Genomic DNA, 22099 nt, shown 5'->3' on the forward strand with positions numbered 1-22099 from the left:
GCAGAAGCAGGAGAGGGAGTCAGGGATGAGCGACCCCGGCAACAACGCGGGCAGCGCCGACCGCAGTCTCGGGCAGCTGGTCGCCGCGGCGACGGCCGAGATGTCCGCACTGGTGCACGACGAGATCGCCCTGGCCAAGGCCGAGGTACGGCAGGACGTCAAGCGCGGGGCGATCGGCAGCGTGGCGATGATCGTCGCGGCCGTGCTGCTTCTGTTCATGATGCCGATGCTGAGCTTCGCGGCCGCCTACGGGATCCACAACCTGGGTCTGGGCCTGGCATGGTCGTTCCTGATCGTGGCCGGCGGGTTCTTCCTCCTGGCCGCCCTGCTGGGGCTGATCGGCTGGCTCAAGTTCAGGAAGCTGAAGCCGCCGGAGAAGTCCATCGCCTCGGCGAAGCAGACGGCGGCCGTGCTGCAGGGCGTCAAGCCGCACCCGCGGCCCGCCGTCAGGGCGGGAACGAGCCGTCCGGCCGTCTCGGGCAGCACGTTGGCGGGCAAGGCCATGGAGAAGGCTCCGGTCCAGGACAAGGCCTCCGCTGTGGCACGCTCGTCCACATGACGGTCCCCGATTCCAGCGCATTCGGCCCCGTAGGCCCCGTAGGCCCGGAAGACCCCGCAGGCCCGGAAGGCCGGGCGGATCCTGCGGGCAGGGACGGCCGGACAGGCTCGGGCGACCGGGCGGGACGGACGGAACGGACGGGGTCGCACGACTCGGCCGCTCCGGGCCCGACGTTCCCGGACGGCTCGACCACCCCGGCCGGCTCCGGCGGGCCCGTGCGGATCGAGGGGCCGTGGACCCACCGGGACGTGGCGGCCAACGGCGCCCGCTTCCATATCGCCGAGCTCGGCGAGGGGCCGCTGGTGCTGCTGCTGCACGGCTTCCCGCAGTTCTGGTGGACCTGGCGCCATCAGCTCACCGCGCTGGCCGACGCCGGTTTCCGGGCCGTCGCGATGGATCTGCGCGGGGTCGGCGGCAGCGACCGTACGCCCCGGGGTTACGACCCCGCCAACCTGGCGCTCGACATCACCGGCGTGATCCGCTCGCTGGGCGAACCGGACGCGGCGCTGGTCGGCCACGACCTGGGCGGCTACCTCGCCTGGACGGCCGCGGTGATGCGACCGAAGCTGGTGCGCCGGCTCGTGGTCTCCTCGATGCCGCACCCGCGCCGCTGGCGCTCCTCGATGCTCTCCGACTTCGCACAGTCCCGGGCCGGCTCGTACGTCTGGGGCTTCCAGCGCCCGTGGGTGCCGGAGCGTCAGCTCGTCGCGGACGACGCCGCGTTGGTCGGCCGACTGATCCGCGAATGGGCCGGACCCCGGACCCCGGACTTCCCCGACGACGCGACGGTGGACGTCTACCGGCGCGCGATGTGCATCCCCTCGACGGCGCACTGCTCGATCGAGCCGTACCGCTGGATGGTGCGCTCCCTCGCCCGCCCGGACGGAATCCAGTTCAACCGGCGGATGAAACTGCCGGTGCGGGTACCGACGCTGCATCTGCACGGTTCACTCGATCCAGCGATCCGTACGCGCAGCGCGGCCGGGTCCGGCGAGTACGTCGAAGCGCCGTACCGCTGGCGACTTTTCGACGGTCTGGGGCACTTCCCCCACGAGGAGGATCCGGCCGGCTTCTCGGCCGAACTCATCAGTTGGCTCAAGGATCCCGAGCCCGACCGGTAGGGGTAAGGGCACAGTTGTCCGACGAACAGCCAATTGCCCGGCGCATAGGCCAATTGGCTGACGGATGGGCGATTACCGACCATGAGGCACGGGCAGACGTCCCGGTATGGGCTGGACGCACGACTTCGGTGACACAGCACGAAACGGACGCTCGACCGCCACGGCGGGTCTGAGCACTCATGAGGGGGACGGCCCCCAGGGCCGGGTGCACGATATGCGTGTTCTGCATGATCCCCGGCTCGGGATTCCGCGCATTCTGCGCCGTCGGGCCCGCTGGGTCTCGGCGCGGCTGCGCCATCCGCGCGGATGATCTCCATCCCGCCCGGCCGGTGAAGGCTCACCGGCCGGGCGGGACTTCACCTCGACTCTCCCCGCCCCGGCGGGCCGTGCCCGGCTCCTGCCGGACAGGGCCTCGGTCAGAGCGCGCAGGCCTGGCTGTCGACCTGCTGGTTGGCGGAGAGACCGTGCTCGATGTCCTGGCGGATCTCGTCGGCCGTCAGCGCGTAGCCCGTGGCGGGGTCGTCGAGCGACTTGGCGAAGACGACGCCGTACACCTCTCCGCCGGGGGTCAGCAGCGGTCCGCCGGAGTTGCCCTGACGGACCATCGCGTAGAGCGAGTAGACATCGCGGCGGACGGTGCCCCGGTGGTAGATGTCCGGGCCCTTGGCGTTGATACGGCCCCGGACGCGCGCGGCGCGTACGTCGTACGAGCCGTTCTCCGGGAAGCCCGCGACGATGGCGCCGTTCCCCGTCCGGGCGTCGTGGTCGGGGCCGGCGAACTTCAGCGGCTTCGCGTCGAGGTCCGGCACGTCGAGCACGGCGATGTCGCGGCGCCAGTCGTACAGGACGACCTTCGCGTCGTACAGCCGGCCCTGGCCGCCGATCTGGACGGTCGGCTCGTCGACGCCGCCGACGACATGCGCGTTGGTCATCACCCGGCGGTCGGAGAAGACGAATCCGGTGCCTTCGAGAACCTTGCCGCAGCTCGGGGCCGTACCGACCACCTTGACGATGGACTGCCTGGCGCGGGCCGCGACGGGGCTGCCCACCAGCGCCGGGTCCGGTGCCTGGACCTCGGTGATCGGCTCGTTGGCGAACGGGCTGAAGACCTGCGGGAAGCCGTTCTGCGCGAGGACCGAGGAGAAGTCCGTGAACCAGGTGGAGGCCTGCGCGGGCATCACCCGGGAGATGCCGAGCAGGACCGAGGAACTGCGGACCTCCTTGCCCAGCGTCGGCAGCGAGGTGCCGGCCAGCGCGGAGCCGATCAGCCAGGCCACGAGCAGCATCGCGACGACATTGACCAGGGAGCCGCCGGTGGCGTCGAGGGCGCGCGCGGGCGACCACGTGATGTACCGGCGGAGCTTGTTGCCGAGGTGGGTGGTGAATGCCTGGCCCACCGAGGCGCAGACGATCACGATGACGACGGCGACGACAGCGGCCGTCGAGGAGACCTCGGAGCCGTTCGTCAGCTGGTCCCACAGGACCGGCAGCAGATAGACGGCAATGAGGCCGCCGCCCAGGAACCCGATCACCGACAGGATGCCGACGACGAACCCCTGTCGGTAGCCGATGACCGCGAACCACACGGCGCCGGCCAGCAGCAGGATGTCCAGCACGTTCACCGTCTATAGCCTCGCAGATTCGTCGCCGGGCCCGTTCCCAGGCTGGGTCCGGGCGGGGCCGGACAGCGCAGCACGGAAGTCAGCCTGTCATGCGCGCCAGTCCAGCGGCACCTGCTTGGCCGCGTCCCAGGGGCGCTCCCAGCCCGCGAAGTGCAGAATGCGGTCGATCACTCCGGCCGTGAAACCCCACACCAGGGCGGATTCGACCAGAAATGCCGGGCCTCGGTGGCCACTCGGATGGACCGTGGTCGCGCGGTTGGCCGGATCCGTGAGATCCGCCACGGGAACGGTGAAGACCCGGGCCGTCTCACCCGGATCGACGACACCGACCGGACTGGGCGAGCGCCACCAGCCGAGGACCGGCGTCACGACGAAGCCGCTCACGGGGATGTAGAGCCGGGGCAGCACGCCGAAGATCTGGACGCCGTGCGGATCGAGGCCGGTCTCTTCCCTGGCCTCCCGCAGGGCCGCCCTGAGCGGCCCCGTCGTCGCCTGGTCGCCGTCCTCCGGGTCGAGGGAGCCGCCGGGGAAGGACGGCTGACCGGCATGGGAACGCAGGCTGCCGGACCGCTCCATGAGAAGCAGTTCGGGACCGCGCTCGCCCTCGCCGAAGAGTACGAGTACGGCGGACTGCCGCCCGGCGCCGCTCTCCGGTGGCAGGAAGCGGCTGAGCTGGTCGGGCTCGACCGTCCGCGCGGCGTGGGCCACGGGGTCGAGCCAGGAGGGCAGCCCCTCGGTCGTGACGGCGATCGCGGCGTCCTCACCGGCGCCTGCGGCGGCCGCCGCGACCGCCGCCGCGGGGCTGACCGCTGCCGGGTTTCCCGCCCTGGGCGCGGCTTCCGCTCCCGCTTCCGTGCTCTGTTCGTGCGTCTTCATAGGCACCCCTCGTCTCACAACGCCTGTGGTCACACATTTCGTTCCGCCGTCCCGGAGCCGGCGGAGTGCGGCGGCCCCGAGCGGTGCCCTGTCTCAGCCGGCCCCGAGCGGCGGTGCGGGCATGCCGGGGTAGTCCGCGGGCGGGCTCAGCCGCTGCCCCGGCCTGCCGCCCATCTCGTACTTCAGCAGCTTCCTGGCCTTCTCCGGGTCCGTCTCGCCCTCGCCGTACGCCGGGCAGAGCGGGGCGATCGGGCAGGCGCCGCAGGCGGGCTTGCGGGCATGGCAGATGCGGCGGCCGTGGAAGACGACCCGGTGCGAGAGCATCGTCCACTCGCTCTTGGGGAAGATCGTGGCGATCTCGGCCTCGACCTTCTCCGGGTCCTCCTGCTCCGTCCACTTCCAGCGGCGGACCAGACGGCCGAAATGGGTGTCGACGGTGATCCCCGGGACGCCGAAGGCATTGCCCAGCACGACATTGGCCGTCTTGCGGCCGACCCCCGGAAGCGTGACGAGATCGTCGAGCCGACCCGGTACCTCACCGCCGAACCTGTCCCGCAGCGCCACGGAGAGGCCTATCAGCGACTTGGTCTTGGCCCGGAAGAACCCGGTCGGCCTGATGAGCTCCTCCATCTCCTCCGGGACGGCCGCGGCCATGTCCTCGGGGGTGGGGTAGGCGGCGAAGAGCGCGGGGGTGGTCTGGTTGACCCTCAGATCGGTGGTCTGCGCGGAGAGGACCGTGGCGACCAGGAGCTCGAAGGGGTTCCTGAAGTCCAGCTCGGGGTGGGCGTACGGGTAGAGCTCGGCGAGCTCGCGGTTGATCCTGCGGGCGCGGCGCACCATCGCCAGCCGCGATTCCGGCTTCCACACCGCGCCAGGACGCGCCGTTCCCGTTCCCGCTCCCGACGTCGTCGCCGACGCCGCGGGCTTCGCCTTCGCGGGGCGTTTCACCGACTCCCCCGCAGGACGTTTTGTCGCTTTTTTCGGGCGAATCGCACCCTGTTCGCCCACAGCGGAATCACGGCCTTCCGACACCCCATCAGCCCCCTTGGCCTGCGCTCTCACCGGCGATTTGGACACCCGGCCAGCCTAGGGCCACGCACTGACATCTGCCCCTGTCACCGTGCATCAGCCCCCAATCGGCCCCCTGCCGCACGGTTCGGCACGCCCGTGCGTCAAACTGGTTTGTGATTGATCGCACTGTTTTACCGTCCGGCATGATGGGGACCACGGTTCCCTGAACAGGCCGACAAGGAGAAATCTCGTGGACGACGTTCTGCGGCGCGCCCCGCTTTTCGCGGCGCTCGATGATGAGCAGGCCGCGGAGCTCCGCGCCTCGATGAGTGAGGTGACCCTCGCACGCGGCGACGCGCTCTTCCACGAGGGCGACCCGGGCGACCGCCTCTACGTGGTCACCGAGGGCAAGGTGAAGCTCCACCGCACCTCCCCCGACGGACGCGAGAACATGCTGGCGGTCCTCGGCCCCGGCGAGCTGATCGGTGAGCTGTCGCTCTTCGACCCGGGCCCCCGCACCGCCACCGCGACCGCGCTGACCGAGGTCAAGCTCCTCGGCCTCGGTCACGGCGACCTCCAGCCCTGGCTGAACGCCCGCCCCGAGGTGGCCACGGCCCTGCTGCGCGCCGTCGCCCGCCGCCTGCGCAAGACCAACGACCAGATGTCCGACCTGGTCTTCTCCGACGTACCGGGCCGCGTCGCCCGCGCCCTCCTCGACCTGTCGCGCCGCTTCGGCGTCCAGTCGGAGGAAGGCATCCACGTCGTCCACGACCTGACCCAGGAAGAGCTGGCCCAGCTGGTCGGCGCCTCCCGCGAGACGGTCAACAAGGCACTCGCCGACTTCGCCGGACGCGGCTGGCTGCGCCTGGAGGCGCGCGCCGTGATCCTGCTGGACGTGGAGCGCCTCGCGAAGCGGTCCCGCTAGCCGGACCGTCCGCTCACGCACGTGGAAGGCCCCGCCGGGCGGCGGGGCCTTCCACGTGTACGGGGACCGCGTACCGGCCCCGTACGACCGCGTCCCGCGCGCCGCGCTCCCGCGCGCGTCAGATCAGCCCGTGCTCGCCCAGGTACTCCAGCTGGGCCAGCACCGAGAGTTCCGCCGCGGGCCACAGGGACCGGTCCACATCCGCGTACACCTGCGCCACCACCTCCGACGCCGTGCGGTGCCCGGCCTCGACCGCCGTCTCCACCTGGGCCAGCCGGTGGGCGCGGTGCGCGAGGTAGAACTCGACCGCGCCCTGCGCGTCGTCCAGCACCGGCCCGTGCCCCGGCAGCACCGTGTGCACGCCGTCGTCGACGGTCAGCGAGCGCAGCCTCCGCAGCGAGTCGAGGTAGTCGCCGAGCCGCCCGTCCGGATGTGCCACGACCGTGGTGCCGCGCCCGAGGATCGTGTCCCCCGTCAGCACCGCCCGGTCGGCGGGCAGATGGAAGGAGAGCGAGTCCGCGGTGTGCCCGGGGGTCGGCACGACCCGCAGCTCCAGGCCACCGGTGGTGACCACATCGCCCGCGGTCAGCCCCTCGTCGCCCAGCCGCAGCGCCGGGTCCAGGGCGCGCACCTTCGTACGGGTCAGCTCGGCGAACCGTGCCGCGCCCTCCGCGTGGTCGGGGTGCCCGTGGGTGAGGAGGGTGAGCGCGATCCGGCGGCCGGCCCGCTCGGCGGTGTCGATGACGGCCCGCAGGTGGGTGTCGTCCAGCGGGCCCGGGTCGATGACGACGGCGAGATCGGAATCGGGCTCCGCGACGATCCAGGTGTTGGTGCCGTCCAGCGTCATCGGCGAGGCGTTGGGCGCGAGGACGTTGACGGCACGGCTGGTGGCGGGGCCTGACAGGACCCCGCCGCGCGGCTGCCCCGGAAGGGCCGCGGCCTCGCTCATCCGGCCCCACCCCCCGCGCCGCCGCTCGGGATGTGCTTGGTGAACTCATCGTGTCCCGGCCAGCTCAGCACCAACGCGTCACCCTCCAGCCGCGCCTGTGCCAGTACGGGGGCGAGGTCCTGGGACTCCGCCGCCTTCAGGGCCTCGGCGGCCGTCCCGTACGGCCTCAGCGCCCGCAGGGTGGACACGGTCGGCGGCATCATCAGCAGCTCGCCCCGGTCGTACCCGTCGGCCGCCTCGCCCGGCTCGATCCACACCGTGCGGTCGGCCTCCGTGGAGGCGTTGCGGGTGCGCTGGCCCTCGGGGAGCGCGGCGACGAAGAACCAGGTGTCGTAGCGGCGGGGCTCGAACTCGGGAGTGATCCAGCGTGCCCAGGCGCCCAGCAGGTCCGAGCGCAGCACCAGACCGCGCCGGTCCAGGAACGCGGCGAAGGACAGTTCCCGGGCGACCAGCGCCGCCCGGTCGGCCTCCCAGTCGGCCCCCGTGGTGTCGCCGACCACGGTGTCCGCGCCCGGACCGGCGAGGAGGACGCCCGCCTCCTCGTAGGTCTCACGGACCGCCGCGCAGACGATGGCCTGGGCCTCGGCCGGGGTCCCGACACCCAGCCGCTCGGCCCAGATCTCCAGCGCGGGTCCGGCCCAGCCGACGAGCCGGTCGTCGTCGCGCGGGTCGACCCCGCCACCCGGATAGGCGTACGCCCCTCCGGCAAAGGCCATGGAGGTGCGGCGGCGCAGCATGTGGACGGTGGGACCGCCCTCGGTGTCAGTGGCGGAGTCCCGGAGCAGCATCACGGTGGCGGCCCGCTTCGGGGTCGCGGCCGTCAGCTCACCTGCGGCGAGTGCCCGGATCCGGTCGGGCCATTCCGGTGGGTACCACTGACCATTGGACATGGCCGGAGGCTATCCGGAACCGCGCCGATGTTCGAGAGGTGCGGGGATCCGTACATGCCCCGTACACAGATGATCCCGCCCGGTCGTCAGGACCGGACGGGATCGGAGAACGTGGTGAGAAGGCTCAGGCCCCGACCAGCTCGACCTGGACCTCGACCTCGACCGGTGCGTCCAGCGGCAGCACCGCGACGCCCACCGCGCTGCGCGCGTGCACGCCCTTGTCGCCGAGCACCGCGCCCAGCAGCTCGCTGGCGCCGTTGATCACGGCGGGCTGCCCGGTGAAGTCGGACGCCGAGGCGACGAAGCCCACGACCTTCACCACGCGCGCGATCCGGTCCAGGTCGCCCGCGACGGACTTCACGGCGGCCAGCGCGTTGAGCGCGCAGGTCTTCGCCAGCTCCTTGGCCTCGTCGGGCGTGACCTCCGCACCGACCTTGCCGGTGACCGCGAGCTTGCCGTCCACCATCGGCAGCTGGCCGGAGGTGTACACGTACACCCCCGACCGCACGGCCGGCTGGTACGAGGCCAGCGGCGGCACGACGTCCGGCAGCGTCAGCCCGAGCTCGGCGAGCTTCGCCTCGACGGCGCCCGCCACTACGCCTTCTCCCGCTTCAGGTAGGCCACGAGCTGCTCGGGGTTGTTCGGGCCGGGAACGACCTGGACCAGCTCCCAGCCGTCCTCGCCCCAGGTGTCCAGAATCTGCTTGGTCGCGTGCACGAGAAGGGGCACGGTCGCGTATTCCCACTTGGTCATGGGCCCGACTGTAACGCCTGCGTAATCCCTGGCACGCGCAGCCTCGTGCGTAGCCTGCGGTGTGACTGGTTAGGCTCGAATACGTGAGCAGGTTCCAGGTCGTCAGCGGCAAGGGCGGTACCGGTAAGACCACGGTCGCCGCCGCCCTCGCGCTCGCCCTCGCGACCGAGGGCAGGCGCACCCTCCTCGTGGAGGTCGAGGGCAGGCAGGGCATCGCCCAGCTCTTCGATACGGAGTCCCTCCCGTACGAGGAGCGCAAGATCGCCGTCGCACCGGGCGGCGGCGAGGTGTACGCCCTCGCGATCGACGCCGAGCGCGCCCTTCTCGACTACCTCCAGATGTTCTACAAGCTGGGCAGCGCGGGCCGGGCGCTCAAGAAGCTCGGCGCGATCGACTTCGCCACCACGATCGCGCCCGGCGTGCGGGACGTACTGCTGACCGGCAAGGCCTGCGAAGCCGTACGCCGCAAGGACAAGCAGAACCGGTACGTCTACGACCACGTGATCATGGATGCCCCGCCCACCGGCCGCATCACCCGCTTCCTCAATGTGAACGACGAGGTGGCGGGGCTGGCCAGGATCGGCCCGATACACAATCAGGCACAGGCCGTGATGCGGGTGCTCAAGTCCCCCGAGACCGCGGTCCATCTGGTGACGCTGCTGGAGGAGATGCCGGTCCAGGAGACCGCGGACGGCATCGCCGAGCTGCGGGCCGCCGAACTGCCGGTGGGCCGGGTCATCGTGAACATGGTGCGCCCCCATCTGCTGGACGAGGACACCCTGCGCACCGCTGCGGGCGGCCGCCGCAAGGAGATCGCCAAGGCGCTGACCAGGGCCGGGGTGACCGGCTCCGCGGGGCTCGTGCGCCCCCTGGTCGAGCAGGCGGCCGAGCACGCCCAGCGGGTCGAGCTGGAGCGCGAACAGCGCGCCGTGCTCGCGGACCTGGAGCTTCCGGGGTACGAACTCCCGCTGATCGGCGAGGGGATGGACCCGGCCGGTCTCTACGAGCTGGCGACCGAGCTCCGCAAGCAGGGCGTGGGCGAAGCGGCGGCACAAGGGGTGGGTGCATGACACAGCGCACGGACGCGGCCACGGCCGCGACGACGGGTACGGCCACCTCGATGAAAGCGGCGTCCACGACGAACGCGGCAGCCTCGGCGGAAGCGCAGTCCACGACGAAAGCGACCGCTTCCGCTTCGGCCGACGCGCCCGCCTCCCCCTCCCCTGCTTCCGCTCCCGCCCTGGACACCGACGCACTGCTCGACGACCCGGACATCCGGATCGTCGTGTGCTGCGGTTCGGGCGGCGTCGGCAAGACCACGACCGCGGCGGCCCTGGGCGTACGGGCCGCCGAGCGCGGCCGCAAGGTCGTCGTCCTCACCATCGACCCGGCCCGCAGGCTCGCCCAGTCCATGGGCATCGACTCGCTGGACAACATCCCGCGCCGGGTGCCGGGCATCGAGGGCGAGGGCGCCGGGGAACTGCACGCCATGATGCTCGACATGAAGCGGACCTTCGACGAGATCGTCGAGGCGCACGCGGACGGCGAGCGGGCCCGCGCGATCCTGGAGAACCCCTTCTACCAGTCCCTGTCGGCCGGATTCGCGGGCACGCAGGAGTACATGGCGATGGAGAAGCTCGGGCAGCTGCGCGCGCGCAACGAGTGGGACCTGATCATCGTCGACACCCCTCCGTCGCGCTCCGCGCTGGACTTCCTGGACGCGCCGAAGCGGCTCGGTTCGTTCCTGGACGGGAAGTTCATCAAGCTGCTGATGGCTCCGGCGAAGATGGGCGGCCGGGCCGGGATGAAATTCCTGAACGTCGGCATGTCGATGATGACCGGCACCCTGGGCAAACTGCTCGGCGGTCAGTTCCTGCGCGACGTACAGACCTTCGTCGCGGCGATGGACACCATGTTCGGCGGATTCCGTACTCGGGCCGATGCCACGTACAAATTGCTCCAGGCCCCCGGCACGGCGTTCCTCGTCGTCGCGACACCGGAGCGGGACGCGCTGCGCGAGGCGGCGTACTTCGTGGAACGGCTGGCAGCGGAGGAGATGCCGCTGGCCGGGCTGGTGCTCAACCGGGTCCACGGCAGCGATGCCGCCCGGCTCTCCGCCGAGCAGGCCCTGACCGCCGCAGAAAATCTTGACGGAGTCGGCATTGTGGATCAGACGGCCGGGAAGGCTGGACTTCGTGACCGGGCCGAACGGTCGGCCGCCTCCCCCGAAGCCACTGACGCTCCCGGTGCCACACCGCACCCCACTCCCGACGCCACGCCCGACCATCCCGCGCACGAAGACATCGAGGACCGCGAGCCCACGCCGGTACGCACTCCCGACGCATCCGGGACCGCTTCCGTCGAGGAGCTGACCGCAGGCCTGCTGCGACTGCATGCCGAACGGATGCAGGTCGTCGCGCGCGAACAGCGCACACGCGACCGCTTCACCGCGCTGCACCCCGAGGTCGCCATGGCCCAGGTGGTCGCGCTGCCCGGTGATGTACATGACCTCGAAGGACTTCGAGCCGTCGGAGACCGGCTCGCGACCGGGTCCGCCCCGACCGGTGTCGTGTAGCCGCCCGTTCGTCCTATCCCACCGCGGCGAACCTCTCGTGCAGTTCGTCGTCGTCCAGTCCGATCGCCACGGGCAGGATGCCCGTCGACTGCTCGTACTCGCTGCGCGCGGTCTCCAGCAGCCGGCGCCAGGACGTGACGGTGGGCCGCCTGCGCAGCAGTGCGCGGCGCTCCCGCTCGGTCATTCCGCCCCACACGCCGAATTCGACGCGATTGTCCAGCGCATCGGCCAGGCACTCGGTCCGCACCGGGCATCCGGTGCACACCGCCTTGGCCCTGTTCTGCGCTGCCCCTTGTACGAACAGTTCATCCGGATCGGTAGTGCGGCAGGCTGCCTGCGCACTCCAGTCGGTTACCCAGCCCATCACGGCGCCGTCCTCTCCCGAATCGAGGCTCCCCCACGGCGGCAGCGGCATATTCACCGCTGCCAGTTGAGGACGTTACGGAAGGTGGCGACAGCACAACACCCCCTTCGGGCCCAATCTTGAATGGCCCGAACGGACTATGCGTATGCGGCAGATCACCCAGGGGAGTGAGGCGAGGGCATACGCGACTATCCCGTCGCAATCGGGACAGTTCACCTGGATCACAACGGACGTTCAATGACACACGAGGTGAATTCGGGAGCGCCTGAGCTCGTGGCCGGGTCATGCACGGGGGTTGATACGGAACCGGACTGCTGTGACAGTTGAGAGCAGCTTAGGCCAAGGCATATACGTGTGTCCGGCGAATGAGAACGTAGGCTGCCCCCATGCCAAAGAAGCGCTCGGGCGGGGGTCTCTCGACGACCCAGCAGGCCGCCAAGTTCCTCGGTGTCGCCGCACTCTCCGGAGTTGTGCTCGCGGGCATCGCGCTGCCGGCCGCCGGAGCACTGGGTCTCGCGACCAAGGGAACGGTCGAGGGGTTCGACGAGATCCCGGCCAATCTCAAGACTCCGCCGCTGAGCCAGCGCACCACGATCCTGGACAGCAAGGGCGGGATGATCGCCTCGGTGTATTCGCGTGACCGCACCGTGGTCCCGCTGAAGGACATCTCTCCGTACATGCAGCAGGCGATCGTCGCGATCGAGGACGCCCGCTTCTACGAGCACGGGGCGGTCGACCTCAAGGGCATCCTGCGCGCGCTGAACCGCAATGTGCAGACGGGCGGAACGGCCGAGGGCGCGTCGACCCTCACCCAGCAGTACGTGAAGAACGTCTTCGTGGAGGAGGCGGGCGACGACCCGGACAAGGTCGCGCAGGCCACCCAGCAGACTCTGGGCCGCAAGGTCCAGGAGCTGAAGTACGCGATCCAGGTCGAGGAAGAGCTCGGCAAGAAGAAGATCCTGGAGAACTACCTCAACATCACCTTCTTCGGGCAGCAGGCATACGGCGTCGAGGCCGCCTCCCAGCGCTACTTCTCCAAGTCGGCGAAGGACCTGACGCTGGAGGAGGCCGCGCTGCTGGCCGGTACGGTGCAGTCGCCGAGCCGCTACGACCCGGTCAACGACCCGGCCGAGGCGACCAAGCGCCGCAACACCGTGCTCCAGCGCATGGCGGACGTCGGGAACGTCTCGCAGGCCGCGGCCGACAAGGCGAAGGCACGCCCGATCAAGCTGAAGGTCAAGAAGCCGAAGAACGGCTGCATCACCGCCGTCAGCGGGGCCGGCTTCTTCTGCGACTACGTACGCCATGTCTTCCTCACCGACCCGGTCTTCGGCAAGTCCAAGGAGGACCGGGCCAAGATCTGGAACCAGGGCGGCCTGACGGTCCGGACGACGCTCGACCCGCAGTCCCAGCAGTCGGTCCAGAGCTCGATCAGGAACCACGTCTACAAGTCGGACAAGGTCGCGACGGCTGTGACGCTGGTCCAGCCGGGCACCGGCAAGATCATGGGCATGGGCCAGTCCAAGCCGTACGGCTTCGGGACCAACGAGACCCAGTACAACTACTCGGTCAACAAGTCCATGGGCGGCTCCAACTACGGCTTCCCGACCGGTTCGACGTTCAAGCCGTTCCTCGCCGCCGCGGCCATAGAGGGGGGCAAGCCGGCCACCCAGAGCTACCCGTCCCCGTACGAGATGGACTACCCGGACACCGTGCAGTCCTGCGGGAAGCCGTGGGTCAACGACGGTGTGCCGAAGTATCACCTGGAGAACGAGAGCGAGTCCGAGAAGGGCCCGTACGCGCTGAAGGAGGCGATGGCGAAGTCGGTCAACACCTACTTCGTCGAGATGCTCCAGGACATCGGCATGTGCCCGGTCTCGCGGATGACCGACAAGCTCGGCGTGGTGCAGGGCGACGGCACCAAGCTCCCGCAGAACCCGTCGACCCTGACCCTGGGCTCCAACGGTCTGTCGCCGCTGACGATGGCCAGCGCGTACGCCGCCTTCGCCAACCGCGGTACGTTCTGCACGCCGATCGCCATAGAGTCGGTCAAGAAGGCCGACGGCAGTTCGCTGCCCGTGCCCAAGACCACCTGCTCGCAGGCGATGTCCCAGACCACGGCCGACACCGTCAACACCCTGCTGCGTGGCGTGGTCGACTCCGGTACCGGCCAGCAGGCCGGTCTGCAGAGCCGCGACAACGCGGGCAAGACCGGTACGACCGACGCCCGGAAGAACGCCTGGTTCGTCGGGTACACGCCGAACATGTCCGGTGCCGTCTGGGTCGGCAGCCCGTCCCAGAGTGTCGAGATGGAGAACATCACGATCGGTGGCGTGTACCAGTCCAAGGTGTACGGCGGACAGGTCCCCGGCCCGATCTGGCGTGACGCGATGACGGGCGCCCTCAACGGAGTGGCCGCCACCCCGTTCAACACCGTCGACATCCCGGACCCGCAGAAGAGCGACGACCGGGGCAAGGGCCGCAACCGCGGCCGGGACAAGGGGCAGCCCGGCTCGGGCAACAAGAAGCCCGGCGGCGGCAACCCCTTCCCCGGCATGAGCATCCCGCCGGGGATGACCGGCGGGGACAACGGCGGAGGAAACAACAGAGGCGGGAACGGCAACGGCGACAACCACGGCCAGACCGGCACCGGCACGCAGGGCCCCTGACCCACGCGGCTCATATGACGGTGGGGTGCCCCGGACCGATCCCGGTCCGGGGCACCCCACCGTCATATCTACAAGGAGCGCGTACTCCACGTACGCGGCGCGGGCTCAGCCCGCGAGAAGCCTCTTCACCGAGGCGGCCACCCGGCCTCCGTCCGCGCGCCCCGCCACCTTGGGGTTCACGATCTTCATGACGGCGCCCATCGCGCGCGGCCCCTCGGCCCCGGCGGCCCTGGCCTCCTCGACGGCGGACGCCACGATCGCGCCCAGCTCGTCGTCGCTCAGCTGCTTCGGCAGGTACGCGTCGAGGATCTCGCCCTCCGCCTTCTCACGCTCGGCCTGCTCGGTCCGGCCGCCCTGGGAGAAGGCTTCGGCCGCCTCGCGGCGCTTCTTCGCCTCCTTGGCGATCACCTTCTGCACCTCGTCGTCGGAGAGCTCGCGGGCCGTCTTGCCGCTGACCTCCTCCTTCGTGATGGCGGTGAGGGTCAGCCGGAGCGTGGACGAGGTCAGCTCGTCACGCGCCTTCATGGCCGTGGTGAGGTCTTCCTTGAGCTTGGACTTGAGCGTGGTCATGTGCTGATTGTGGCAGGTACGGGGCGCCCGGCGCCCGCCGGTTTTCTGCTGGCCGCAGGGTGTCTGCGACGATGGACGCATGCGCGCACGCTACGGAGTACCCCTGAAAGTCACGGCAGTCGGCGCGGCGATCGGCGCAGCCGGTCTCGCCTACGCCGCCGGATTCGAGGCCCGCTCGTTCCGCCTGCGGCGGGTCACCATCCCCGTACTCCCGCACGGGGCACGCCCGTTGCGCGTGCTCCAGGTCTCCGACATCCACATGGTGAGCGGCCAGCGCAAGAAGCGCGCCTGGCTCCAGTCGCTGGCCGGCCTGCGCCCGGACTTCGTCGTGAACACCGGCGACAACCTCTCCGACCCCGAGGCCGTGCCCGAGCTGCTCGACGCGCTCGGCCCGCTGATGGAGTTCCCGGGGGTGTACGTCTTCGGCTCCAACGACTACTACGGGCCCAAGCTCCGCAACCCCGCCCGCTACCTCCTGGAGAAGGCCCACGGCAAGCACGGCCTCAACGGGAACGCCCCCGCGGTCGGCGTCGTCCACAACCCGTGGGAACCGATGCGCGACGCCTTCGACGAGGCGGGCTGGCTGGGCCTGTCCAACACCCGCGGCCACCTCAAGGTCGACGGCCTGCAGATCGCCTTCACCGGCCTGGACGACCCGCACATCAAGCGCGACCGCTACGCGGAGGTGGCGGGCGGCCCCGAGACGGGCGCCGACCTCTCCATCGGCGTGGTCCACGCCCCCTATCTGCGCTCCCTGGACGCCTTCACCAGGGACGGCTACCCCCTGATCCTGGCCGGCCACACCCACGGCGGCCAGCTCTGCATCCCCTTCTACGGAGCCCTGGTCACCAACTGCGACCTGGACACGGACCGGGTCAAGGGCCTCTCCAGCCACTCCGTGGACGATCACCGCGCCTACCTCCACGTCTCCGCCGGCTGCGGCACCAACCGCTACACCCCGGTCCGCTTCGCCTGCCCGCCCGAGGCGACCCTCCTGACCCTGACGGCCCGGGACTGAGCCCCCGGCCGCTGCTGGGGGCTCAGTCCCGCCCATGACCCCGCCCGCAGCCGCCCGCGGCGGCGTTCCGGCCCTGCCCCCCACTCAGCGGCACCGAAACCGGATTTCGTCTGCGGGCGCGGGTGGGCTAAAGTAATCGATGTCGCCAGGACACCGGCGGCGATCGGGGTGTAGCGCAGCTTGGCAGCGCGCTTCGTTCGGGACGAAGAGGTCGTGGGTTCAAATCCCGCCACCCCGACAGCAGTAAGACCAGCTCAGGGGCCTGATCCACTTAGTGGATCAGGCCCCTGAGTGGTTTCCGGAGACCGTTCGGGAGAAACCCAGGAGAAGATCTTGGTCGGCTTCTCCCGGCCTGCCTGCGGATCTTGCCCGACTCTGTCTTGACCACGCTTCCCTCAACCCCGCGCAGGCGCTTGGCCAGGACCGGGCCAGGTACCGAACTGTCCAGTGAGGGGCGGAACCCCGAGCGCTATGACAAGGCGAACCAGGAGCGGCCGTCGGGCTTGACGCTGGTGAGTGCATGCGACGCCGACAACAGGGCGAGGGGGGCCGGAAGTTCAACTTCCGGTCCCCCCTGGCGGAGTGCCACCCGCTTGCGCTCGGTGCGGGTGTGCTCAGTCGGTCACGGCGGCGGTCTGGGACGCGCCGGACTCGGTGCCGTCCTCGTAGCGGACCGTGACGCGGTAGTACACCGTGGTGCCGGCCGGCTGGGTGCTGTCCCACCAGTATCCGGCGCTGGTGTCGTCCACGCCGATCAGGTCGAAGGCCTCGGTCTCCGGGTTCCACCGGTGGACAGCGACACCCGACATCCGGCTGCCGTTCTCGTTCCTGTCGCCGGTGCTGCCCCAGGAGATCCGGCCGCCGAGGCTCGTGCTGAGGTAGGTGAGCGGAGCGCCGGTCGCCGGCGGGGCGGTCGGGCGGAGGTCCAGCTCGGTGACGTCGGCGAGGGTCGCGCCGGTGTCCGGGGTGAGCTGGTTGCCGTACTGGTCGACGGCGACCACGCTGTAGCGCGCCTGCTGCCCGTCGGCCGGGACCGCGTCGTGGAAGGTCGTCGCCGTGATCTCCCGCGGCCGCAGGGTCCAGGGATCCTGCACCGGGATGTACGTCCACCGCCCGTCGACGAGGGTGCCGCGCAGCACGCGGTAGTGGTCGAAGCCGGGTGTGTTGCTCGCCTCCCAGGAAAGGGTGACGCCGTTCTTCTTCGGGGTGGCCGTCACGCCGGTGACCGGTGCGGGGGCGGTCGTGTTGCCGGTGACGGCGACAGTGACCTCCTGGGAAGGGGTGCCCCCGTTCCCCGCGTGGTCCAGGGCGACGACCCCGTAGTAATACGTGACGCCGGGCGGCGGGGCGGCGTCGGTGAAGGTGGTGCCCCTCACCCCCTTGCCGACTTCCTCGCGCTGGGCCCCGGGTACGGTGCGCGGCTGACGCGACCGGAAGATCGAGTAGCCCGCGAAGTCGTGGCTGGTCCGCTCGGAGGCCTCCCAGGTCAGCGTGACGCCCGCCTCGCTCTCCGAAGCCCGCGCGTCGAGGGCGGTGTCCACCGGGCCCGTCCGGTCGCGGGTGTAGTACATCGCCGTGCCCGAGGCCGCCGACTCGTGGCCGTGCGTGTCGACGGCGGTGACGACGTAGTAGTAGACGTCGCCGGTCTGGGGCAGGGGCCCGCTGTAACCGCCGCCCGACAACGTGTCGCCGGTCAGCCGGTTCTCGGGAGTGAGGGCGACCGGGGAGGAGGTCGAGCGGTACACGCGGTAGCCGGCGAGGTCGGACTCGGTATTGCTGTCCCAGTAGAGGGTGATCTTGTCCGGGTGGCCCATGGCCCAGTTGTCCTCGACGCCCTTCGGGGCGGCGGGAGCGGTCCGGTCGAGTGTGGTGATACCGAGGTCGGCGGTGCCTGCGGAGGCGTTACCGGCCTTGTCGTAGGCGCGGACCTCGTAGTAGTAGACGTTGCCGTCCTTCGGGACGGTCGTGTCGGTGTACGAGGTGGACGTCGTGGTCGCGATCGGCTTCGCGGGGTATGAGGCACCCTTCAGCCGCCGGTACACGCGGTACCCGGCGAGGTCCATCTCCTTGTTCTTGGCCCAGCTGACCTTCGTGGACGTGGTCGCCGTGCTGTAGGTGACGGTAGCCCCCGTCGGGACGAGCGGCTTGACCTTGTCGACGGTCGCCGAAGTGCGGGGGGCGTAGGCGAACTTGACGTTGGCTGCGCCGGTCCAGTTGACGAAGTCCACGCGGAGGCTGTGCTTGCCCGACGGGATGGTCACGTTGACGGTCTTGGAGACGGTGGTGGCGACGTTCTTCCACAAGTCGACCTTGCGGACGCCGTCGACGTAGACGCGTATGCCGTCACGGGAGGAGGCGGTGAACGCGAAGGGTCCGCCGGAGCCGAAGTCGCGGTTCGTGGACCAGCGGACGCCGAAGTTGTCGGCGGGCATGCCCTTGAAGCCGGGTGCGCCGGTGCCCCAGTTCTGGTCGATCACGGAGTCGCAGTCCGTGCCCTTGGGAGTCCCGGAGAAGGTGGTGTTCGCGTAGAACGTCCGCTTGAAGACGGGTGACGCGCAGGTCACTGCGGCGGAGGCGGGACCGGCCGCGGCGAGCAGCCCGCCCGAGGTGGCGAGCACGACGGCGCCTGCGGTGGCGATCGTCGAGCTTCTTGGTCGGTTCATGCGTTCCTTCGGTCTTGGTCCTCGACGGCGGGATGTGACCGCCGACGATCAAGACTCGCGAGGAACACGCTTGGTTGTAGGCCGGGAGATCCGGCTCGTGACCGGCGGGGGCCGGCAGTTGGATCGGCCGGTCGTCGGCCGGGATCGGTGACGGGCGCCCCTCCTGTCCGTGGACGGCGTCATGACCGGTGTCCCGCCTCCGGCGTCGGGGCGGGCAGGTCGACAGGGGGCTGGTTGAAGTCGGCCGACCGGCTCACCGCTTCCCAGGTGGCCGCTTCCTCCAGCTGGCCGCGCGAGTAAGCCCGTGCCATCTGGACGGCACCTGCCCCGATGATCAGGTGTGAAGGCGGGGCGGGGTGCTTGACCACGCGTACCAGGATTTCGCCCGCCCGCTTCGGGTCGCCCTGGGCGGCCGCGTCACCGAACAGGCGGACCATCCGGCCGACCGTGGCGTCGTACTCCGGCGGGACGTCCGGAATCCGCATCGAGGCTCCGGCCCAGTCCGTGGCGAATCCGCCCGGCTCCACGACCAGGCACGTGATGCCGAACGGCGCCGTCTCGGCCGCGAGCACCCGGGTGAAGCCGTCCACGGCGAACTTGGCCGCCTGGTAGGACCCGAGTCCGGGGGTGCCGCCGACGCGGCCGCCGATGGACGAGAACTGCACGATCGTGCCGCCGCCCTGTGCCCGGAGGACCGGGACCGCCTCGGTCGAGACGTTGTAGACACCCCAGAAATTGGTGTCGAACTGACGGCGGAAGTCGTCCTCGGGCGTGGTCTCGATCGCCGAGGCGTTGGCGTAACCAGCGTTGTTGACGACCACGTCGACCCTGCCGAACCGGTCGACCGCCGCACGCAGCCCGGCCACGGCGGCCGACCGGTCGGTGACGTCGAGCGGGACGGGCAGGACGCGGTCTCCGTACTGCCGCACGAGGTCTTCCAGCTGCTCGGGCCTACGCGCCGTGGCCACCACGTTGTCGCCCGCTTCCAGCGCGGCGCTCGCGAGGTTGCGGCCGAAGCCACGGGACGAACCGGTGATGAACCAGGTGTGGGGCTGGGGCTGAGGGTGGGGGTGGGCAGGCGTGTTCATGGTTCTACCGAAACACGGTTGCGTTATTAGCACAACCTGGTTTCGTTAGGATGGAGGTATGAGCACGGCTGATTTCCTGCGCGCCCGCAGCCCTGAGGCCAAGGCCGCTCGCGAGGCCGTGATCCTCGCGGCGGCGGCCCGACTCGCCACGGCGAGGGGCGTGCGGGAGGTGACCATGACCGCCATCGCCGGCGAGGTCGGCATGCACAAGTCCGCGATGCTGCGCTACTTCGAGACGCGCGAGGACATCTTCCTGCGCCTGGCGGGCACCGCCTGGCGCGACTGGTCCGCCGAGATACGCGGCCGCCTCGGTGCCGTCACACCCTGCACCGGGGCCGACGGACAGCAGTGGGACCGGAGCGCCCGCTCGATCGCCGACGCACTGGCCGGGACGCTGGTGGCCCGCCCGCTGTTCTGCGATCTACTGGCCCACACCCCGCTGAGCCTGGAGCGGAACGTGTCCACCGACACCGTCCGGACGTTCAAGAGGGGTGCCATCGCGGAGGTCGCGAGCATCGGCGACGCGCTGTGCGCGATCACCCCACTCGACGCCGACCAGGCGCGCGCCGTCGTGACGACCGCGACCTCGATGGCCGGGGCCCTGTGGCAGATGGCCGCCCCCGGTACCCGGCTGCGCGCCTTCTACGAGACCGATCCCGAGCTGTCCCACTCCGTCGTCGATGTCGAACCCAGGCTGAGCGACGTCCTGAGCGCCCTGCTCACCGGGTACGCCGCCCGCGCGGAAGCCCGTACCGAAGCCCGTACCGAGGCCCACGCGGAAGAGGGAGCGGGCTGAGGCCGTACGCCTCGTGCGGGCATGGGCGGGTCAGCTCTGGCGGGGCTCGGTCCATGGGCGGAGTTTCTCCGGGTTGCGGACCGCCCAGATGTGTGTGACGCGGTCGGTGGTGAGGCTGAACGCCGCCACGGTCACGGGGACGCCGGCGTGCTGGGCGACCAGGCCGGGCCGGCCGTTGACCGTCCGTTCCAGGAGTGTCAGGCCCGGGGCCTTGTCGGCGATGTGGATCAGGTACTGGGCGATGCGGTCGCCGCCCCGGACCGGGCGGAGGACGGTGCCGACCAGGCCGCCGCCGTCGGCGGTCATCGTGGCGTCGGGGTCGAGGAGGCCGACCAGGGCCCCGATGTCCCTGGCCTCCCAGGCCTCCTTGAAACGCCGCACCAGGCCGGTCTGCCCGGCCGCCGGAACCGCCGGGGCCTGCGCGGCGCGGACCCGCCGACGCGCCGAGGATGCCAGCTGCCGGCAGGCCGCGGGGGTCCGGTCCACGATCTCGGCGATCTCCGCGAAGGGGTACCGGAAGACGTCGTGCAGGATGAACGCCACGCGTTCGGCCGGTGTCATCGACTCCAGTACGACGAGGAAGGCCATGTCCACCGACTCGTCCAGGGTGATCTGGTCGGCGGGGTCGGCCGACTCCGACCCGGCGCCGACCGCCCGCCCGCTGAACCACTCCGTACGGTCCGGCAGCGGCTCGGGGATCCAGGCGCCGACGTAGGCCTCGCGCCGGACCCGTGCCGAGCCGAGCACGTCCAGGCAGATGCGGCCGGCCACCGTCGTCAGCCAGGCGGCGGGCGACTCGACGGCCTCCTGCCGGCGCCGCGGCATCGCGTACCAGCGGGCGTAGGTCTCCTGTACGGCGTCCTCCGCCTCGGCCAGTGAACCGAGCAGCCGGTACGCGAGGTTGATCAGTCGGCGCCGCTCACCGGCGATCACGCTCGGGGCCGGTTCGGTGCGGGCGTGTGCTGGTTCGGAGGGGACGTATGCCGACTCGGCGGGGGCGTGTGCTGGTTCGGAGGGGGTGCTCATTGGCCGTGACCGCTCCCTGGTTCTCCTCAGCCGCGGTTGTGCTCAGCCGGGGGGCTGCTCATTCGCGGACCTGCTCGCCCGGCCTCACATTTCGCGGGCCTGCGTCGTCGAACTACCGAGACATTACTGATCCACCGCCGCGAGGCAGAAGAGGGGGACCGTGTCATGACCACACGGACGACGGCAGCACCGGGCAGAGTCACGTTCTTGCAGGTCGCGATAGCGCTGCAGACCTTGGCCATCTTCTTCCAGGCGACCACTGCCGGTCTGCTGCTGTCCACGTCCTACGGCGAGGCGCTGCACGGCGTCGGAGCGCGCGTGATGTACGGCGCGTCGATGCTGTACGTACTCGCCGCGGTCCTGGCCTGGCGGCCGGGCGGCGGTGCGCCCCGCCCCATCCTGTACGCGTCCGGCTTCCTCGTACTCGCTTCGGTCCAGGTGGTGCTGGGCATCGCGCACAAGCCGTCGCTCCACGTACCCCTGGGCGTCCTGATGTTCGGGCTGAGCGTGCTGGCCCTGGGCCAGGTACTGACCGCGCGCTCGCCGGGGAGCACCGGCACCCGCTCGTAGCCGCCACCGAGGTCGCGCCTCGGAACGCACTCGGGGAGGGGGAGTCGCACCTGG

The 22099-nt window shown here is 70.5% G+C and carries 22 protein-coding genes and 1 tRNA gene; 11 read left to right on the forward strand and 12 right to left on the reverse strand.

Features of this window, described 5'->3' with window-relative positions; all coding sequences use genetic code 11:
* The first annotated feature begins 25 nt into the window (after positions 1-25).
* From GA0115234_RS28910 to GA0115234_RS43850, 3 genes are all read left to right on the forward strand, one after another.
* Positions 26-559: a phage holin family protein gene (locus GA0115234_RS28910; protein WP_093547577.1), complete on the forward strand. Its 534-nt coding sequence runs from the start codon at positions 26-28 to the stop codon at positions 557-559.
* Positions 556-1680: an alpha/beta fold hydrolase gene (locus GA0115234_RS28915; protein ID WP_093547579.1), complete on the forward strand. Its 1125-nt coding sequence runs from the start codon at positions 556-558 to the stop codon at positions 1678-1680. The genes GA0115234_RS28910 and GA0115234_RS28915 overlap by 4 nt, the downstream gene beginning before the upstream one ends.
* A 106-nt stretch (positions 1681-1786) precedes the next feature.
* On the forward strand, positions 1787-1990 hold the full coding sequence (locus GA0115234_RS43850; RefSeq protein ID WP_093547581.1) for a hypothetical protein: 204 nt from the start codon (positions 1787-1789) through the stop codon (positions 1988-1990).
* 106 nt (positions 1991-2096) lie between these two features.
* On the opposite strand, the gene GA0115234_RS28925 is transcribed toward GA0115234_RS43850, so the two are convergent.
* The 3 genes from GA0115234_RS28925 to nth all read right to left on the reverse strand — a co-directional run bounded on the left by GA0115234_RS28925 (position 2097) and on the right by nth (position 5126).
* The gene (locus GA0115234_RS28925) at positions 2097-3302 is read right to left on the reverse strand and encodes a MarP family serine protease (RefSeq protein ID WP_093547583.1); all 1206 of its coding nucleotides are present in this window, start codon (positions 3300-3302) and stop codon (positions 2097-2099) included.
* 87 nt (positions 3303-3389) lie between these two features.
* A complete protein-coding gene (locus GA0115234_RS28930) occupies positions 3390-4178 on the reverse strand; it encodes an NUDIX hydrolase (RefSeq protein ID WP_237541831.1) in 789 nt (262 codons plus the stop codon).
* A gap of 93 nt (positions 4179-4271) precedes the next feature.
* Positions 4272-5126 carry an endonuclease III gene (gene nth, locus GA0115234_RS28935; protein ID WP_370804594.1) on the reverse strand — a complete coding sequence of 285 codons (855 nt, stop codon included), beginning with the start codon at positions 5124-5126 and terminating at the stop codon, positions 4272-4274.
* 313 nt (positions 5127-5439) lie between these two features.
* On the opposite strand from nth, the gene GA0115234_RS28940 reads away from it, so the two are divergent.
* Complete coding sequence (locus GA0115234_RS28940) at positions 5440-6114, forward strand: Crp/Fnr family transcriptional regulator (protein WP_014046869.1); 675 nt, start codon at positions 5440-5442, stop codon at positions 6112-6114.
* Positions 6115-6232: 118 nt separating this feature from the next.
* On the opposite strand, the gene GA0115234_RS28945 is transcribed toward GA0115234_RS28940, so the two are convergent.
* From GA0115234_RS28945 to GA0115234_RS28960, 4 genes are all read right to left on the reverse strand, one after another.
* Complete coding sequence (locus GA0115234_RS28945) at positions 6233-7063, reverse strand: MBL fold metallo-hydrolase (RefSeq protein ID WP_093547587.1); 831 nt, start codon at positions 7061-7063, stop codon at positions 6233-6235.
* Positions 7060-7953: an NUDIX hydrolase gene (locus tag GA0115234_RS28950; RefSeq protein ID WP_093547589.1), complete on the reverse strand. Its 894-nt coding sequence runs from the start codon at positions 7951-7953 to the stop codon at positions 7060-7062. The genes GA0115234_RS28945 and GA0115234_RS28950 overlap by 4 nt, the downstream gene beginning before the upstream one ends.
* Positions 7954-8077: 124 nt before the next feature.
* Positions 8078-8548 carry a RidA family protein gene (locus tag GA0115234_RS28955; protein ID WP_093547591.1) on the reverse strand — a complete coding sequence of 157 codons (471 nt, stop codon included), beginning with the start codon at positions 8546-8548 and terminating at the stop codon, positions 8078-8080.
* Positions 8548-8706, reverse strand: coding sequence for a DUF4177 domain-containing protein (locus GA0115234_RS28960; protein WP_003967454.1), 159 nt, complete (start codon positions 8704-8706; stop codon positions 8548-8550). Before GA0115234_RS28960 ends, GA0115234_RS28955 begins: the two co-directional genes overlap by 1 nt.
* Before the next feature lie 83 nt (positions 8707-8789).
* On the opposite strand from GA0115234_RS28960, the gene GA0115234_RS28965 reads away from it, so the two are divergent.
* Complete coding sequence (locus GA0115234_RS28965) at positions 8790-9776, forward strand: ArsA family ATPase (RefSeq protein WP_093547593.1); 987 nt, start codon at positions 8790-8792, stop codon at positions 9774-9776.
* Between the two features lie 50 nt (positions 9777-9826).
* Positions 9827-11281: an ArsA family ATPase gene (locus GA0115234_RS28970; protein ID WP_093548289.1), complete on the forward strand. Its 1455-nt coding sequence runs from the start codon at positions 9827-9829 to the stop codon at positions 11279-11281.
* 13 nt (positions 11282-11294) lie between these two features.
* On the opposite strand, the gene GA0115234_RS28975 is transcribed toward GA0115234_RS28970, so the two are convergent.
* Positions 11295-11645: a WhiB family transcriptional regulator gene (locus GA0115234_RS28975; protein WP_176729316.1), complete on the reverse strand. Its 351-nt coding sequence runs from the start codon at positions 11643-11645 to the stop codon at positions 11295-11297.
* Positions 11646-12031: 386 nt separating this feature from the next.
* Here GA0115234_RS28975 and GA0115234_RS28985 point away from each other — a divergent pair, with 386 nt between their 5' ends.
* The gene (locus GA0115234_RS28985) at positions 12032-14314 is read left to right on the forward strand and encodes a transglycosylase domain-containing protein (protein WP_093547597.1); all 2283 of its coding nucleotides are present in this window, start codon (positions 12032-12034) and stop codon (positions 14312-14314) included.
* 105 nt (positions 14315-14419) lie between these two features.
* On the opposite strand, the gene GA0115234_RS28990 is transcribed toward GA0115234_RS28985, so the two are convergent.
* Positions 14420-14884 carry a GatB/YqeY domain-containing protein gene (locus GA0115234_RS28990; protein ID WP_093547599.1) on the reverse strand — a complete coding sequence of 155 codons (465 nt, stop codon included), beginning with the start codon at positions 14882-14884 and terminating at the stop codon, positions 14420-14422.
* 79 nt (positions 14885-14963) lie between these two features.
* Here GA0115234_RS28990 and GA0115234_RS28995 point away from each other — a divergent pair, with 79 nt between their 5' ends.
* Positions 14964-15902: a metallophosphoesterase gene (locus GA0115234_RS28995; protein ID WP_093547601.1), complete on the forward strand. Its 939-nt coding sequence runs from the start codon at positions 14964-14966 to the stop codon at positions 15900-15902.
* Positions 15903-16066: 164 nt separating this feature from the next.
* Positions 16067-16140: transfer RNA gene (locus tag GA0115234_RS29000), tRNA-Pro, on the forward strand.
* 376 nt (positions 16141-16516) lie between these two features.
* Here GA0115234_RS29000 and GA0115234_RS29005 read toward each other — a convergent pair.
* Both GA0115234_RS29005 and GA0115234_RS29010 read right to left on the reverse strand, forming a co-directional pair.
* Positions 16517-18565: a PA14 domain-containing protein gene (locus GA0115234_RS29005; RefSeq protein WP_093547603.1), complete on the reverse strand. Its 2049-nt coding sequence runs from the start codon at positions 18563-18565 to the stop codon at positions 16517-16519.
* 179 nt (positions 18566-18744) lie between these two features.
* A complete protein-coding gene (locus tag GA0115234_RS29010; RefSeq protein WP_093547605.1) occupies positions 18745-19653 on the reverse strand; it encodes an SDR family NAD(P)-dependent oxidoreductase in 909 nt (302 codons plus the stop codon).
* 58 nt (positions 19654-19711) lie between these two features.
* Here GA0115234_RS29010 and GA0115234_RS29015 point away from each other — a divergent pair, with 58 nt between their 5' ends.
* On the forward strand, positions 19712-20449 hold the full coding sequence (locus GA0115234_RS29015) for a TetR family transcriptional regulator (protein ID WP_093547607.1): 738 nt from the start codon (positions 19712-19714) through the stop codon (positions 20447-20449).
* Positions 20450-20479: 30 nt separating this feature from the next.
* On the opposite strand, the gene sigJ is transcribed toward GA0115234_RS29015, so the two are convergent.
* Entirely contained in the window at positions 20480-21475 is a 996-nt protein-coding gene (gene sigJ / locus GA0115234_RS29020) for an RNA polymerase sigma factor SigJ (protein ID WP_093547609.1), read from the reverse strand.
* Positions 21476-21640: 165 nt separating this feature from the next.
* On the opposite strand from sigJ, the gene GA0115234_RS29025 reads away from it, so the two are divergent.
* On the forward strand, positions 21641-22045 hold the full coding sequence (locus tag GA0115234_RS29025; protein WP_093547611.1) for a hypothetical protein: 405 nt from the start codon (positions 21641-21643) through the stop codon (positions 22043-22045).
* Positions 22046-22099 lie beyond the last annotated feature (54 nt).

The sequence above is a fragment of the Streptomyces sp. DvalAA-43 genome, assembly GCF_900091725.1.
GTDB classification, from domain to species: Bacteria; Actinomycetota; Actinomycetes; order Streptomycetales; family Streptomycetaceae; genus Streptomyces; species Streptomyces pulveraceus.